Below are 14,753 nucleotides of genomic sequence, written 5' to 3'. Positions count from 1 at the left end.
TTTTAGACGGACGACCGGACAGGCTGGAGGCGTTGTTTCGTCAGTTTCCAAGTCTCGCAGCATGGCTCGTTACCAATTCTCTAAGCGAAGGATATGGAGACGCTGGCCATTCGGTATACCCACACATCGCCGACATTCTCCAAGTTCCGCTGGATTACCAGCCGCATCGCAAGGTGCTGTTCCGCTCATTCTGTGCGGTTTGCGACCGGTTCGGTTTGCCTACCCGAGGCTTCGATCGCGATGTCGACGTGTACCTTCTTCATGCCGGCGTAAGCCAAGCGCAGCTTCCACACCTGATCGACGCGTTTCTGAGACAGGAAGCGGCCTTTGGCCCGCCTCCTGTCGAAACGACGGTGCTGCTCAACCGCTGGGAAGACGACGCACTGTATTTTTTGCCTCCTGCGGTCAACGTCCTTCGCCGTGCGATCCTTTGGGACGAAACTGCGTGGCATGCCGCTCTGTTTACACGGATACGCCAAGAGCCAGAGGCCTTCGTCCCTGCAATCGAGTTCGAGAGGTCTTTCAAGGAAGTCTTTGACCAAAGACTGAAAGAAACACGGCCAACATCTAGCCGGGGAGGAAGCGAGGCGCGGGCACCGAGGCCGCGCTTCCATTGGCAATCTGGTGGGCTTGTGTTGAGACTGCCCCGAAGCGAGGGGCGAATTCGCCTCTGGCTCGATGGCGCGCAACGACCGCTCCGTTTGCGCGGTGGTGAGGACTGGATACTACCTCAGCCCTGGCCCCGCGAGCTCCGTTGGGAAATCTCTGGCCAGACCGGGCAACTCGAGCTCCTCACTCAAGGGGATGTGCCGCGTGCGACAGGATCACCGGTCACTATCTGCGCGAGATCCCACAAGGTTCGGTCGATATCGAACTGGACTCAACGGACATCGTTCTCCTGGCGCGGGCGCCATTCTCGATAGCAGGCGAACTCGCTCTTGAACCGGAAGCCGATAGTTTTGTCGGTTTCGCAGTACTGGGGCCGCGCCCTGTAGTGCTCAACCTCGACGGCCTGCAAACGGGTCTCAAGGCCCGTCCGAGAAGACGCCTTTCTTTGGCAAGAGACGAAATCGCAAATGGTCCAAGGGGCGCACTTCATGGGCGTTCTGCACGCCTCCGGATCGAAACTGGCTTGGGGCGCTCCGAGATACGTGCGGTACGGGTCACACTCGGTGTGCAGTCATGCCTCGTCGAGGTATCGATTTCAGATGACGGTTTTGGTGAAATCGGGATGGAAGAGGTGCTCGCAGGCTTCGCAGAGGCTGAGGCGGCAGACCCGGTGCGCCTCCGGATGGAACTGATGGCGCCAAGCGCCGATGGTACCGCCTCTCATGGGGCCGGGATCACGCTTGCTGCATGGGTATGGCCTGGCTTCGGCGGCTCGGACGGCATCGTGTTCCACAGCGAACGCCAAGTCCGCAACCTCGTCCAGGATGAATGCCTCCACGTCGGTCGTGACGACCAGGGGCGCCTATGCCTTGAACCAGGCGGTGGATACAGCGTTGCACGGGTCGTATTCGAGATCGAAGGCGTACATGTTCCCTTTGATCTGCCTTGGCCCGATGTCACCGTATCAAGGCGCCGTGCAGAAGGAGGTGTTACCCCGCTCCCGCTTGGCACGCGGCTCTCGGTTGGTGAAGAAGACCGCTTCGATACCATCAGCATCCGGTGCCCTGACCAGAAGGCACAGCTGATCATTCGTGGAAGACGCGAAGATAGGCCATTCTATGGGGGCTGACCCGCAGTCTTGCTGTTCAGGACCTTCTGGCTCCCGCCTCCGACGAACGTGTGTTGCTTCAGCGCGGAAACGGATCGGAAGTCCTGCTATTCGAACTGGTCGCAGCACTGGCGCCGCAGGCAATCAACCTCCTTCCCGCTCGCAGCGCAGTCCGACTGCAGCTGAAATTCGGAGAGCCGGTCGATGCAGTGGCTATCGAGGTCGAGGAAGAAACCGGCGCTGTTGTTTTTGCCGAAGCAGCCCTTCGGCATCGGCCGGTGGCGACGCGTCGGCCAGACTGGTTCCATGCCGAGGTGAGCGACAACGACGCGCACAGCCTCGAACTGACCATCGATACCGAATGGCTTGATGATGGCCCGCGTCTGGCCCGTCTCTTAATCCGCCCCGAAGGACGCGATGGTTGGCGACCGCTGCGCAATTCGCGAGGCGACAGTTTTGCCGTCGCCATTGCCAATCCGGCGGCAGACGGACTCGTGCAGGGCGGAGAGCTTCAGCGTCGGTTCGAAGTTCTCAGCCGCTGGCTGTCAGATTGCTACGCAGCAGAGTGCTGGCCAACGCTGGAGCGCACACTGGTGCCACGCTGGCAGGAACTCGGCCGCCGACTGCGCGAACGCCGTGGAGGCGATGGAGCCGTTATGCGAGCGGCCTGCTTGCCGCCTCCTGACCACGCGGCACCCGGCTGGGTGCCGATCCTCCACCCTCTGCAGTTCGCTCCCGATCTATACGCTGCAGCACCGCAGGCATTTGCCTCGCTGGCGGCGTCCAACGATCCCGGCGTCGCCGAGTTGGCAGCGCTGGCCACACTTGATACGGCGCGCCTTCGCGATCTGTCTCATCTTCACGCGGCGGTTTTCCCTGGATTTGAGAATTGGAGGCAAGCCAATGAGACCGGTGCGCGTCTGGAGAAGTTCGATCCGGGTCGCTACTTTCAGTTTCTGAAGGTTTTTGACACGGACCCATCGGCGGGATGGTTCTGGCGTGGTACGCCACTGCTCGGGCCCGACCATTGGCGCGCGGCACATCTCCGGCTCGTCGAGCGGCTCGACGCCGCCGGCCTCTTCGTCGACGACACCGCCGAAGAGGGCCCGAACAGCCGGCGCCAAGGATCCCTCCAACGGTTGATGCATGCCGCCTGGAGCCTGGCGCCCGAAAAGCTCCGCCCACCTGCGCCGCACCGCAGTCAAGAGTCCGAGGAGCCGGCTCAGGTCGATCTATGGGGCACGGCCCTGCTTTCTGGCTTTGCACGGAAAAGCCGCCTGAACGAGGCGCCCGAGTACTTTGATGCCCTTTCTGCGCGGGCGAGCATGCCAGTGGCGCAAGCTCTGACCAGCACCGCCTTTATGCTTCGCCTCGCACCTGAACTTTTCGCCTTCCACCTATTGCTCTGGCAAATCGCCAAGGAACGTCCATGACCGAACTCGACCCAATCCGTTTCAAGGACAACCTCGGTGCGACGCTGGCGCGGTACATCACAACCGCCGCTGCAGTGTCATCAGCGCGAGCGCCCCGTCTGTCACGCGCCGTGGCCGACGCGTGCGCACGCACGGCATTGGTGCGCGGCCCATTCGTCGAGAGCCTGCCAGACTTCGAGAAGGGCGGGAGTATTGAAGAACTGGTGGGCAATGGGGCACTGCACGGTGCTTGGTCGGCACTCTCCGAAAGCGAAGAGGGGCGATCCCTCTGGCGTAGACGGCTTCACCTACACCAGTCAGCAGCCATTGGTCGCGACGAAAACTACCTCGTCGCCACGGGTACCGGCTCGGGCAAGACTGAGTCTTTTCTCTTCCCATTGATCGACGATCTCCTACGTCAGGGAGAACTGGAGCGGCCCGGCGTTCGCGCAATTCTGGTCTATCCTCTCAACGCCCTTGCAAACGATCAGATGCACCGTATTGCCCGGCTCCTGTTCCGGGATCTTGGTGATCCTGGCATCACGCTCGGACGCTTCACCGGGCAGGTCCGCTCTGATGCGACGAGATCGGAGGAAGAAGCACGGTTGATATCCACCCCCACCTTTCAGGCCGATTTCCCCGATGTCCGCCATGCTCCGCGAAATTGGCGTCTCGCCAGGGGCGAGATGCTTGAGCACCCACCGCACATCCTCGTCACCAACTACGCCATGCTCGAGCACATCCTGCTTTTGCCGCGAAACCGAGCATTGCTTGCCGGTGCGGACGTCCGTTGGCTTGTCCTAGACGAGGTCCATACCTATACGGGGGCTCAAGCCATCGAAGTCGCCTTCCTCCTGCGAAAGCTGAAGGCGCGGCTCGGCATACCTCAAGGGCAAATCCGTTGTGTCGGGACATCCGCAAGCCTCGATCCAGCGAAGCGCGAAGAGCTCGCTCGCTTCGCAGAAGACCTGTTCGGGGAACCGTTCCCTAGCGGAGATGGCGCGGTCATTACAGCCGAACGTCGGCTGCATCCAGCTTTGACCGACGACGTGGAGCTACAAGCACTTTCCGCGTCCGACTGGGCAACGGCAGGAGGGGTGCTCTCAGAATTGCGAGAGCAAGGATGCCTCGCAGCTGACAACGCCGATCACCTGACCGAGGACTGGAACGAGGCGATGCGGGAGGTTGGCCTCTGTGCGCTACTCCTCGACACTGCACAACCATTCGGCGAAGCGCTTATTGCACGGCTAGCCGGCATCACACAGGTTCGCGACGCAGCCAGTGCGCTCAAGGAGCGAGCTTTGCCATTTGCTGATCTCGCGGCGCGGGTTTTTACGTCAGAGTCTGGAGAGACTGCACGGACAGCTCTTACGGCTCTGATCTCACTGGGCGTTCTGGCACGACCCTCCATCCCAGGCGCGTTTCCACTTCTCCCGGCACGCTTTCATCTCGCCGCCTCGGGCGTGGAGGGTGTCGCGCTGAAGCTTTCTGCAAGCGACGTCGAGAATTGGGCGGACTTCAGGCTTTCTCGCAATGGCACGCACATCGACGGTGCCCCGACCTATCCCCTTCTCGTCTGCCGCAACTGCGGCGAGCCCTACGTCGAGGGCTGGGACGATGGAACAATGCTTCACCCCCGTCCCGAGATCAGTCCCGGGGCGAAGCGCCGGGTCTTGAGGTTGATCAGGGCGGGAGAGGCCGCGACAGAGATAGACCTTGACGAACTGGACGAGGAACCCGAGGAGGAACCTCCTTTCGAATTCTTCGCCGACACTGGCGAGTTGGCCGACGGCCCTGAGGAGGGCGTCCTCTCCCTTGCCGAAGCGCCGATGCGCGACGATGCCGAGGAACGGAGAAGCTACGTCCGGAAATGCCTCTCTTGCGGAGCGACTGGCGGACGCTTCGCTGAGCCTGTTACTCCGATCCATCCTGGTGACGATGCGCTCGCGTCGGTAACGGCTCAGGCATTGCTTGAGGCCCTGCCTCCGCCGCAGGGGCGGTCATCGGAAGCACCTATGCAAGGGCGGAACCTTCTCGTCTTTGCAGACAACCGGCAGGACGCAGCGTTCTTCGCCCCATTCTTCGAGCGTACGGCTCGGGATCAAGCGCTTCGTGCTGCCATGGTCCAGGCGCTGCGTCGAGAGACCAACGAAACTTTGGACCTCATGGGGCTACGCGATGGTGTCTGGACGCAGCTCAGGCGATCCGGCTTCAAGCTATATGATCGCCGCAATCCAGAACCTCTAAGCAGCAGCGCCGCGAAAGACCGCCTGATGGCCCTGATCGCAGCTGAACTCTGTGGTGGGCCTTTGCGGCTATCGCTCGAATCCCTCGGCCTTATCACCGTGCAATATGAGGGAGATGCGAGGATTGCTCAGCGACTCACCGAAAGGGTTCCGCCTGAGTACCGAGGCCTAGTCCCGGCCCTGGTACGCTTTCTGCTCGACCTCATTCGGCAATCGCGAGCGATCAACACGCTGGAGAACATTGACCTAACAGACGAGTCCATTTGGGGCGAGGGGTTGGCGAGCGCGGACATTTCGTGGTCATTGTCGCGGACGCACCAGAGCCGCCGACTGCGAACGTTGCTCCCAGAACCGGGACGGCCCAATCGGCCACTGTGGGTGCTGACCGACAGGCTTGGAATCTCAGACGGCCAAGCGAGAGACATTCTCTCCGCTTTCTGGGAAGAGGCGACGCGGCCCCGTCACCGTCTCCTTCTACCCGGGGGACACGGTCATGTGCTGAACTTAGCGGCGATGCGTTTCGCTGCTACTACGGAAGGACAACTGCGCCGCTGTGAAAGTTGCGGGGCGTCCAGCCAGATCGATCTCGGGGGCGTATGTACCGCCTGGCGCTGTACTGGACGCACAGTTCCTTTTTCAGCTGAAGAACGGGACGAGATGCGCAGACGCAATCATTACCTCGTTCGCTATGAAGGGCAGCCGCTGAGCGGAATAGCTCGGGAGCACACTGCCGCCATATCGACGACGGAAAGATCCGAGATCGAGGAGCGTTTCCGGCAGGGTGAGATCAACTTGCTCAGCTGCACCACGACAATGGAAATGGGTGTCGATCTGGGCGAGCTGGAAGCGGTCTTCTGCCGGAACGTCCCGCCAGGCATTGCGAACTATCAGCAGCGCGCCGGCCGTGCAGGCCGCCGCGCGCAGGCCGCGCCCGTTGCTTTGATGATGGCGAGGTCCGGCCGATACGATCAAGCACAGTTCAACGATCTGCGTGGCTATCTCGAGGCACTCCCCCCACCCCATATCTGACATTGGATAACCCAAGCTTTTTCCGACGGCACCAGGTCTCATGCATGCTGGCAGGTTGGCTGGATCGTCGCTTGGCAGGCCACGAGCGAACAGGTGCTCCGCGTCTGCGTGATGTGCTGGGGGAGCGCTTGGACGAGGCTGTGGAGAAAACTCTTCTGGCAGATCTTTCCGCATGGCTCGCCTCGGAAGCGGGTGTTGCCGCACGTGCGGTTGCTGAGCGCATGGCTTCCACTCTCCCGGCAAGACTTGACCATCTAGGCCTTGTCACGGGCGAACTGACTGAGCACGCGCGCGCAGAGATAACACGCTGGATCCGGGCTACTTGCGCTCGCTGGCGCGAGCTCAATGACGCCTACGAAACGGCACGTGCCGCGCTCGATGGTCCGGATGCGAACGAGCAGGCCCGCTCCCGCGCTGCCGGTCGCATGAATGGCCGTTTGGGCGACATGCGTCGGTATCTTGATCGATTCCTGGTTGAGGCCCTGTCGCGTGCTGCCGTCATACCGACTTACAGCTTCCCGGTTCACTCGATTCACCTAGAGATTGTCACGGAACGAGGCGCTCGCACCGCTTCGGATGATCGAGCGTTGCAGCTCGATCGGGACGCAGCACTGGCGATCGCCGAATATGCGCCGGGGGCCGAAGTCGTGGCCGGTGGCCGAATTTGGACGTCCGCGGGCATCGCACGGAGAGCCACGGTAGGCACCGGCGATGCTTGGATGGAACGTGGTTTACATCGCGTTTGTCCAACGTGCCAGCATGCAGAAATACATCACGAGCGGGGTAATTTTGGTGAGAACTGCCCTCAGTGCGGCGCACGGGCCAGTGGCCCTCGCCGCGCCTTCGTTGAACCCGTCGGGTTCCTGACATCATATGCCGACCGGCAGGGTAGAGACCCCGGCGCGACCCGCCTGAGAGTGCGCCCCGTCGACGAAGCGCGCCTCCTTACTCGAGCGCGCCCTGAGGACTTCCAGGTTTCGGACCTCGCACGCATCAAGCATTTCTTCGCGCCAGCAATTGCACCGGAAGGAAGTCAGCCTGGCCGCATGCTCGTCTTGAACCGCGGGCCGCAAGGGGCGGGCTATCTTTGGTGCCCGTCCTGCGAGCACGCGAGACCGGCGCCCCAAGAGGCAATTGGCGGCGCCGAGATCCGGGCGTTACATGAGAATCCGCGGACCGGAGATCGGTGCCGGGTTGAATCCCTCCGCTGGCCCGTGGATCTCGCACATGTTTTCGAAACCGATCTTCGAGGGATCCGCATCGATCAACCTGTCCCTGACTTTTCTGATCGCCCCACGGAAACCGAACGGCGGGCCGCTCGGGATGGTTTCCTTAGAACGCTGGCTGAGGCACTGAGACTTGCGGCAGCGGACATTCTTGAAACCGACCCAAGAGACCTCCGCGCGACTGTTGAGCTTCTCGGTGCGGCCCCGCTGATCATCCTATCGGACTCTGTCCCAGGCGGTGCCGGCTACTGCCGTAGGCTGCTTGACGACTCCCGCTTTTCTGCTCGCGTTCTGCTCGGTCGAGCAATCGCGGTCCTGGATTGCCCTCGTGGCTCAGCCTGCGAGACGAGTTGTTCGCGTTGCCTGAATGACTACTCCAACCAAGTCCACTGGGATCAGTTTGACCGTCATCCTGTACTAGACTGGTTGCGTGCGCTTCTTGTGGAAGCATCGCCGCGTCCCTCTCACGCCCCCGCTGCAGCCATCCCGGTGGCGCAAACTTCAGCCGCGACTTTAAGGGTGCGGATTGAAGGAGCATCACTTGTCGCCGTCTCGTCCCCGAAGCTATGGGGGGCAGAAGATCGCATTGAAGCTTTGGCAAGTTCCGTGACACTGAAGAATTGGCTTGAGGATGCACCAAATCGGCATGCCTTTTACCTGCTTCCTCCAGGAGCAGTTGAAGTGGGTACGCCCACGGGCCTTGATCGAGAAATTGCCGATCGACTTGCCCCCTAGAGAAATCTGGTCTGCTTCGTTTCGGAACCCTGAATGCTTCAGACTTCGCGCATGCGCCCCGCTTGTGCATCCTGAAAGGGCGCGGTTCCGACGCTTCCGTGGATGCCTTTTATGCGGAGCAGGACGCGGCAGCGGCTCTTGCTGGCCCCCTTATGGGAACGAGCCATCTGTTTTCATGTTCAGTAGGCAACAGCTGGCTCGCATCTGTTCAAGATAACGTCCAACCGCTACCCGGTCCGTTGGCTGGGCTCACTGAACGCTTGCGCGTCTTCCGCTTCCAGCCGGGGACTGCCCGTGTCCTGACGGCACTATTTCAGGGCGTTGCAGGACGCCGCGTCGCACTCGAGATCGAAGATCCTTGGTGCGGCGTTCGCCCGCATAACCGCCGGCGTCTCGCAAGTTTCGTTGCAGCGGCTAGAACAGCCGACGTTGACATAGCGCGGCTCGCGGTAGTGTGGAATCCCGATCATGGTGAACCGGACACGCCGCAAGCCCAGTCCAGCGCGCTGCACGATGAGCTGCAGTCTGCCGGAATCACGGTTACGCCCGAGCTCCATCACCGCTCTGGGCGCGACCGTCATTTCCATGATCGCGTTGTGACCATCCAAACCGTCGACGACGAGGCCAGGGTCAATTTAAGATGGGACGTGACCGCAGGGATCGACAATCTCATGTCTCACTCGAAGGAGTGCAGCGTCTTCATTGAGGAGCGCTGAGTGAGCTGCTGCCGGATTTGTGTACAGCAAGTTAGGCCATTAACTGGGGGCTCAGATTGATCTGACTGTGATTCACTGCCTGTGTTTAGGAGGCAGTGAGATATCTGATTTCTTTTGGTTTTCGGATGCACAATGAACTCGGATCAAACCTCTTTTGCCCATAGGCGTTCGTAGTATGAAGCATCTTGATGACCGCCGTGTGTTGAGCGGGATCGTGCATGCGATGCGCTGGGCTGACTGGCGTGTCCTGAGACGGTAATTACCAGACAGTCGGCCCTCTCTTTGGGTGTGGCCATGTCATGCCCCCCATGCCATCACCCTCCTGCGCTCATGACCCAGCCGCGAAAGGACAGGGCGGCGTAGAAGAGGGATGGCGTCTTGAAGCCGGCGTCCCGGAAACAGTCTTCTTCTTCAGCTGGAGAGAGCAACGGCAGGCGTGCGGCCATGGCTTTGGCCGATGCTGCGGCCTTGTGAGGATCCGCAGTTGCGCCTGCGGCAAAGGCTGCAGAGCGGGCCAGCCAGGTTTCGGCTTCGCCGCCGGGGCTGGAGTGGTGGGCGGCAACGAAGATGCCGCCCGGCTTGAGGCGGCTGTGAATCTCCCGCAAGGTCTGCAGCCGTTCGTCCCTGCTGAGGAAATGCAGCGTCAGAAGGCACACGGCCCCGTCAAAAGGGCCTTGGGGGCGTCAACGGCGGTGCCCTGAATAAGATCTGCCCGCTCCGCACAGTCAGAGAGTGTTTGCCGGGCGATGTCCAGCATGGCGGGCGACGGATCGACACCCGTGAACAGCCAGTCCGGCTGCGCCTGCGCCAGGGCCCGGATTTCCAGCCCGCCGCCTGCCCCCACCACCAGAACATGTGCCGCGCGAGGCGCCTTCTCGGCAATGAGCAGCGCCGTCATCTTATGAAGGTCCGCCAGCCCAGGCACTTTTCGAGGCGTATCGCAAAGGTAGGAGGCGACGGCGGCCGGGTCCATGAAGGGATCGGGCGTGCGGGTCATGGGGTATCCTTTCATGTAGCTTCAATTGATTCATAACATGGCATTTCCTCACGTATCAACAACTGATACATGTCATGCAGCCGCATGATGGCCGGTGCAGAGGCAGGTAATGAACAAGGACACGAGGCTTTCGGATGTTCTGCATGTGCTCCTGCACATGGGACAGGTCGATGAACCATTGACCTCCGGCGTTCTGGCCAGGAGCATGGGCACCAACCCGGCCGTCTTCCGCAGGACCATGGCCGGGTTGCGCAAGGCGGGCTACGTCACCTCCGGCAAAGGCCACGGCGGGGGCTGGCAGCTGGCAAGGCCGCTGGGCGAGATCACGCTGCTTGCCGTCTATGAGGCGCTCGGCCGCCCGGCGCTATTCGCCATCGGCTCCCGCAGCGCCCATCCCGGCTGCATGATCGAAAGAAACACAAATGCGGCACTGGCCGGCAGCCTGCAAAGTGCGCAGAGCCTGCTGCTGGCCCGGTTCGCTGAGGTGACACTGGATCAGCTCATGCCGCAGCCTGAGGAAACGTTCTCAGAGGCATGCGGCAACAGGGCCTATGCTGCCAGGGGCTCGGCTCTTCCTCCCCCAAAGAGGGCCTGATCTGGCCCAGCAGATGCGGCCGGTCCACGAGACTTGAAGGAAGTATCAGATGCTGCGGGACATGAGCGATACACTGGCCTTCATTGAGGTTGCCGAGCGGGGAAGCTTTACGGCGGCGGCCGAAAGCCTGAGGACGTCCAAGGCACGGGTCAGCAAGAAGGTGCAGGATCTGGAGCAACGGCTGGGGGTCAAGCTTCTCCACCGCACCACCCGCAAGATCCGGCTGACGGAGGCCGGGACGATCTATTTCGAGCGGTGCCGGGGCCTGGCCGGGCTGATTGCGGATGCCGAGAGCGCAGTTGAACAGGTCCATGGCACGCCGTCAGGCTGGCTCAGAGTGACTGCACCGAACTGGCTGGCCATCAAAACCCTCGCCCCGCTTCTCGCAGGGTTTCGCGAGACCTATCCTCTCGTCAAGCTGCAGTTGCTGCTCGACCACGGCGTCAGGAACATCGTGGACGAGAACATCGACGTGGCCTGCCGTCTCTGGAACGGCCAGATGCCGGACTCGAACCTCGCCGCCCGGCGTCTCGCCGATATCGGCACGGGCCTTTACGCCTCGCGCCACTATCTGGAGCGGCGCGGCACGCCGGACCATCCTTCGCAATTGAAGGACCATGATTGCCTCGTGACGCAGCTGTTCTACGGCAGGCCCGAACATTCCTGGCCGCTGATGGCGCAGAACGATGTTGCCGAATATCCGATCAACCCGGCGGTCGTTGCCTCAGACCCGGAAGCCCTGCTGGAGTTTCTGGTCAGGGGGCAAGGCATTCAGCTGACAAATCCCTATCTCGTGCGCACCGCGGTGGAGACCGGCGACGTCGTCCGCATCCTTCCGGAATGGTCCGGACCTGATGCCACCTTGTATGCGGTCAGAGCAGGCGGCCGGGTTCAGCCTCTGAAGGTGAGGGCCTTCATCGACTATCTGACGGAGCACCTTGACGAAGTCCTCAAATTGCCCTGAACCACAGGAAGACACAGCCCAGGACCGCCGTCTGTCCCGCAACCATTGTAACCGGATTCTTGACAGTGAGATCCAGCATCACAGGCTAATCTCCTTCGCTGCCAGACCCTAGCTTCGCCTCGCACATGCTGCTTGGCCCCTTTTCGAAATGAGAAAGGCGGCCGGCGGCGTCATTTTCCGACGGAGCTTTTTCATGAACAGCATCACGAGACGGAGCGTCCTGAAGGGCGCTTCGGTCCTGGCCACTGCCGCAGCCCTGCCCACTCTCCCTCCTCCGCCTTCGCGGCGGCTCCCAAGCAGCAGTTCCAGGCACCTGGCTTTTACCGGATGGCGCTTGGCGATCTGGAAGTGACGGCACTTCTGGACGGCACACTGCCGCTTCCACTGCCGCAGATGTACCGGGACGTTACGGCGCAGGACGCAGCCCTGTTGCTCCGCAAGGCGTACCGGGACATTCCAACTGATACTTCCGTCAACGCGTTTCTGGTCAATGACGGCACGCGGCTCATCCTTATCGATGCGGGCACCGGACACTATCTGGGTGCAGAGGCGGGGCATCTGTTGTCCAATCTTGAAGCCTCCGGTTACACCGCTGCACAGGTCGATCATGTGATCCTGACCCATGTCCACACAGACCATACCGGCGGGCTCATCCGCGACGGCAAACCCCTGTTCGAGAATGCAACCCTTCATGTTCCAAAACGTGAGCTGGACTTCTGGCTGGAGACGCCCGCAGCTGCCCGGCCGGAGGGCCTGAACCCGCAACTTTTCCAGGAAGCGGAGGAGTGCCTGCGGCCGTATCTTCAGAAAGACCGAGTGGTGGCCTTTCAGGATGATGCGGAGGTCATTGCGGGCTTCCGCTCGATCCTGCGGCCCGGGCACACGCCAGGCCACAGTTCCATCGTCGTGGAAAGCGGGGCCCGAAAGCTGGTGTTCTGGGGCGATATCACCCATGGCGATATTGTTCAGTTCAAGGAGCCGGAGGTGACCATCGAATTTGATGTGGACGGGCCGCGTGCAGTCGCCTCGCGCAAGCGCGCATTCGCCGAAGCCGTCAGCGAAGGATACCTCGTGGCGGGCGCGCACATCGCATTTCCCGGCATCGGTAACGTTCTCCAGGACGGTCAGCACTACGGATGGCTGCCGGTGAATTACTCCGATGGCGAGGGCGGGATCGTCAAATAGCTGTCTGCCATTCCAAGGCGCCCGGAGTACGGGCGCCTTGGGGCTTGTGGTTTGGGGGTGGGCCGGATCAGGACAGGTGATGCGGCTTGGTCATGCCGTATACCGGTGTGTCGAGCCCGGCGTGACGGGCCTTCAGCTGCAGCGAGAGATACTGCGAATAGTGGCGGGACTGATGCAGGTTGCCACCATGGAACCACAGCGCCTCCTGCTGCACCGGCTTCCACATGTTGCGCTGCTCGCCTTCCCAGGGGCCGGGGTCCTTGGTGGTGTTTGAGCCAAGACCCCAGCATTTGCCGACCTTGTCGGCCACTTCGCGCGAGATGAGGTCTGCGGCCCAGCCGTTCATCGAGCCGTAGCCGGTGGCATAGACCACCAGATCGGCCGGAAGTTCCGTCCCATCTTTCAGCACCACCCCGGTTTCGCTGAGATGCGACACGTCCACACCGGACTTCAGCTTGATCGAGCCATCAATGACGAGATCACAGGCGCCCACATCAATGTAGTAACCCGAGCCGCGGCGCAGGTACTTCATGAAAAGGCCGGAACCGTCATCGCCGAAATCGAGCATGAAGCCGGCCTTTTCAAGCGCTGCATAGAAGTCGGCATCCTGCTCGCGGATCTTGTCATAGATCGGGATCTGGAACTCATGCATGATCCGGTAAGGCAGCGAGGCGAAGATGAGATCGGCCTTGCGGGTTGTCATGCCGGATTGAACGGCGCGCTCGGAGTAAAGGTCGCCCAAGCCGATTTCCATGAGAGAGTCCGACTTGACGATATGGGTGGAGGAGCGCTGCACCATGGTGACGTCAGCGCCTGCCTCCCACAGCGCGGCGCAGATATCATGCGCCGAATTGTTGGAGCCGATGACCACCACCTTTTTGCCAGCATAGGCATCCGGACCCGGATGCTGCGAGGAATGCTGCTGCTCGCCCTTGAACACATCCTGCCCGGGGAACTTCGGCACATTGGGCTTGCCGGACATGCCGGTGGCCAGCACCAGCTGCTTTGGCCGCAGCACCACTTCCTCTCCGGCTCTGTCGACGATAACGGTCCATTCGCCGGTCTTTTCGTCATATTGAGCGGACTTGGCCGTGGTGGAGCCCCAGTAATTCAGCTCCATCACCTTGGTGTACATCTCCAGCCAGTCGCCCACCTTGTCCTTGGGCGTGAAGACGGGCCAGTTCTCCGGGAACGGAATATAGGGCAGATGGTCGTACCAGACCGGATCATGCAGGCAGAGCGACTTGTAACGCTTGCGCCAGCTGTCGCCGGGCCGCTCGTTCTTCTCGATGATGATGGCCGGCACCCCAAGCTGGCGCAGGCGTGCGCCAAGGGCGATGCCGCCCTGCCCGCCGCCGATGATCACCACATAGGGCTGCACCGAGTAGCCAAGTTCGGCCGTCTCTGCCTCCCGCTTTTCCTTCCAGGTCTTGCGGTTGCGGTCATGGCCATGTTCGGCGCCCATGGGGCGGCGGAAACCCTTTGGCTCTTCATGGCCCTTCAGTTCACTCATGGTGGTGAGCAGGGTCCAGATCAGTCCGTCCTTGAGACGGATATGGCCATAGCCGCGGGCCGCGCCGGTTTCAAACTCGAACCAGCCTTCGGTGACGCCGCCCGCCTCGGACGCGGCCTCCTTGCCGTCCTGCACGAAATCCGAGGGTTTGATAGCCGCCAGCTGGCTGGTGAGCATGCTGCGGATCTCGCCGTGGCCTTCCAGCGTCTTCAGGTTCCAGGTGAAGGTCACAAGGTCACGCCAGTAGCATTCGGCCTGAAACAGGTTCACGGCGGCCTCTATGTTGCCGCTCTCCAGCGCCTTGCCGAGCTTGGCAAGTACGGTATCGATCTTTGTCGCGGGGCTGGTATCAAGCATGTCATCTCCTCCATGAGTGCTTGGGGTTTGCAAGGTGGCATGCCCCCATTGCGGGGGCACA

At 61.5% G+C, this 14,753-nt stretch carries 13 protein-coding genes; 9 read left to right on the top strand and 4 right to left on the bottom strand.

The annotated features are described in order from the left end of the window. Window positions 1-185: 185 nt before the first annotated feature. The gene (locus ACQB61_RS07315) at window positions 186-452 is read right to left on the bottom strand and encodes a hypothetical protein (RefSeq protein WP_430512096.1); all 267 of its coding nucleotides are present in this window, start codon (window positions 450-452) and stop codon (window positions 186-188) included. A 302-nt stretch (window positions 453-754) separates the two neighbouring features. Between ACQB61_RS07315 and ACQB61_RS07310 the strand changes: the two genes are divergently transcribed. From ACQB61_RS07310 to ACQB61_RS07290, 5 genes are all read left to right on the top strand, one after another. Further along, complete coding sequence (locus ACQB61_RS07310; RefSeq protein ID WP_430512095.1) at window positions 755-1,738, top strand: hypothetical protein; 984 nt, start codon at window positions 755-757, stop codon at window positions 1,736-1,738. A 50-nt stretch (window positions 1,739-1,788) separates the two neighbouring features. Continuing rightward, window positions 1,789-3,150 (top strand): hypothetical protein, encoded by a 1,362-nt coding sequence (locus ACQB61_RS07305; protein WP_430512094.1) that lies wholly within the window; start codon window positions 1,789-1,791, stop codon window positions 3,148-3,150. Next, window positions 3,147-6,404 carry a DEAD/DEAH box helicase gene (locus ACQB61_RS07300; protein ID WP_430512093.1) on the top strand — a complete coding sequence of 1,086 codons (3,258 nt, stop codon included), beginning with the start codon at window positions 3,147-3,149 and terminating at the stop codon, window positions 6,402-6,404. Before ACQB61_RS07305 ends, ACQB61_RS07300 begins: the two co-directional genes overlap by 4 nt. A gap of 44 nt (window positions 6,405-6,448) precedes the next feature. Beyond that, window positions 6,449-8,365, top strand: coding sequence for a DUF1998 domain-containing protein (locus ACQB61_RS07295; protein WP_430512092.1), 1,917 nt, complete (start codon window positions 6,449-6,451; stop codon window positions 8,363-8,365). 239 nt (window positions 8,366-8,604) lie between these two features. Next, window positions 8,605-9,081 (top strand): hypothetical protein, encoded by a 477-nt coding sequence (locus ACQB61_RS07290; RefSeq protein WP_430512091.1) that lies wholly within the window; start codon window positions 8,605-8,607, stop codon window positions 9,079-9,081. A gap of 314 nt (window positions 9,082-9,395) precedes the next feature. On the opposite strand, the gene ACQB61_RS07285 is transcribed toward ACQB61_RS07290, so the two are convergent. Continuing rightward, entirely contained in the window at window positions 9,396-9,737 is a 342-nt protein-coding gene (locus tag ACQB61_RS07285) for a class I SAM-dependent methyltransferase (protein ID WP_430512090.1), read from the bottom strand. Beyond that, window positions 9,725-10,078, bottom strand: a complete 354-nt coding sequence (locus ACQB61_RS07280) for a class I SAM-dependent methyltransferase (RefSeq protein ID WP_430512089.1) — start codon at window positions 10,076-10,078, stop codon at window positions 9,725-9,727. The genes ACQB61_RS07285 and ACQB61_RS07280 overlap by 13 nt, the downstream gene beginning before the upstream one ends. A 109-nt stretch (window positions 10,079-10,187) precedes the next feature. Between ACQB61_RS07280 and ACQB61_RS07275 the strand changes: the two genes are divergently transcribed. The 4 genes from ACQB61_RS07275 to ACQB61_RS07260 all read left to right on the top strand — a co-directional run bounded on the left by ACQB61_RS07275 (window position 10,188) and on the right by ACQB61_RS07260 (window position 12,822). Continuing rightward, window positions 10,188-10,673 (top strand): Rrf2 family transcriptional regulator, encoded by a 486-nt coding sequence (locus tag ACQB61_RS07275; protein ID WP_430512088.1) that lies wholly within the window; start codon window positions 10,188-10,190, stop codon window positions 10,671-10,673. Between the two features lie 49 nt (window positions 10,674-10,722). Next, window positions 10,723-11,637 (top strand): LysR family transcriptional regulator, encoded by a 915-nt coding sequence (locus ACQB61_RS07270; protein ID WP_430512087.1) that lies wholly within the window; start codon window positions 10,723-10,725, stop codon window positions 11,635-11,637. A gap of 148 nt (window positions 11,638-11,785) precedes the next feature. Continuing rightward, complete coding sequence (locus tag ACQB61_RS07265; protein WP_430512086.1) at window positions 11,786-11,989, top strand: twin-arginine translocation signal domain-containing protein; 204 nt, start codon at window positions 11,786-11,788, stop codon at window positions 11,987-11,989. Further along, complete coding sequence (locus tag ACQB61_RS07260) at window positions 11,965-12,822, top strand: MBL fold metallo-hydrolase (protein ID WP_430512085.1); 858 nt, start codon at window positions 11,965-11,967, stop codon at window positions 12,820-12,822. The genes ACQB61_RS07265 and ACQB61_RS07260 overlap by 25 nt, the downstream gene beginning before the upstream one ends. 67 nt (window positions 12,823-12,889) lie before the next feature. On the opposite strand, the gene ACQB61_RS07255 is transcribed toward ACQB61_RS07260, so the two are convergent. Continuing rightward, a complete protein-coding gene (locus ACQB61_RS07255; protein ID WP_430512084.1) occupies window positions 12,890-14,692 on the bottom strand; it encodes an NAD(P)/FAD-dependent oxidoreductase in 1,803 nt (600 codons plus the stop codon). Between the last annotated feature and the right edge of the window lie 61 nt (window positions 14,693-14,753).

This window comes from Pannonibacter phragmitetus (assembly GCF_050510895.1).
In the GTDB taxonomy this organism is placed as follows: Bacteria; Pseudomonadota; Alphaproteobacteria; order Rhizobiales; family Stappiaceae; genus Pannonibacter; species Pannonibacter phragmitetus_B.
The sequence above is the reverse complement of the archived record's forward strand: the minus strand, read 5'-3'. Positions and strand labels throughout refer to the sequence as shown.

What these genes read in the sequence shown, in the direction of transcription:
- ACQB61_RS07315 (WP_430512096.1), bottom strand. Translation starts at nt 452, where the DNA reads ATGCCACGCAGTTTCGTCCCAAAGGATCGCACGGCGAAGGACGTTGAC.
- ACQB61_RS07300 (WP_430512093.1), top strand. Translation starts at nt 3,147, where the DNA reads ATGACCGAACTCGACCCAATCCGTTTCAAGGACAACCTCGGTGCGACG.
- ACQB61_RS07295 (WP_430512092.1), top strand. Translation starts at nt 6,449, where the DNA reads ATGCTGGCAGGTTGGCTGGATCGTCGCTTGGCAGGCCACGAGCGAACA.
- ACQB61_RS07280 (WP_430512089.1), bottom strand. Translation starts at nt 10,078, where the DNA reads ATGACCCGCACGCCCGATCCCTTCATGGACCCGGCCGCCGTCGCCTCC.
- ACQB61_RS07275 (WP_430512088.1), top strand. Translation starts at nt 10,188, where the DNA reads ATGAACAAGGACACGAGGCTTTCGGATGTTCTGCATGTGCTCCTGCAC.
- ACQB61_RS07270 (WP_430512087.1), top strand. Translation starts at nt 10,723, where the DNA reads ATGCTGCGGGACATGAGCGATACACTGGCCTTCATTGAGGTTGCCGAG.
- ACQB61_RS07265 (WP_430512086.1), top strand. Translation starts at nt 11,786, where the DNA reads ATGAGAAAGGCGGCCGGCGGCGTCATTTTCCGACGGAGCTTTTTCATG.
- ACQB61_RS07260 (WP_430512085.1), top strand. Translation starts at nt 11,965, where the DNA reads ATGGCGCTTGGCGATCTGGAAGTGACGGCACTTCTGGACGGCACACTG.
- ACQB61_RS07255 (WP_430512084.1), bottom strand. Translation starts at nt 14,692, where the DNA reads ATGCTTGATACCAGCCCCGCGACAAAGATCGATACCGTACTTGCCAAG.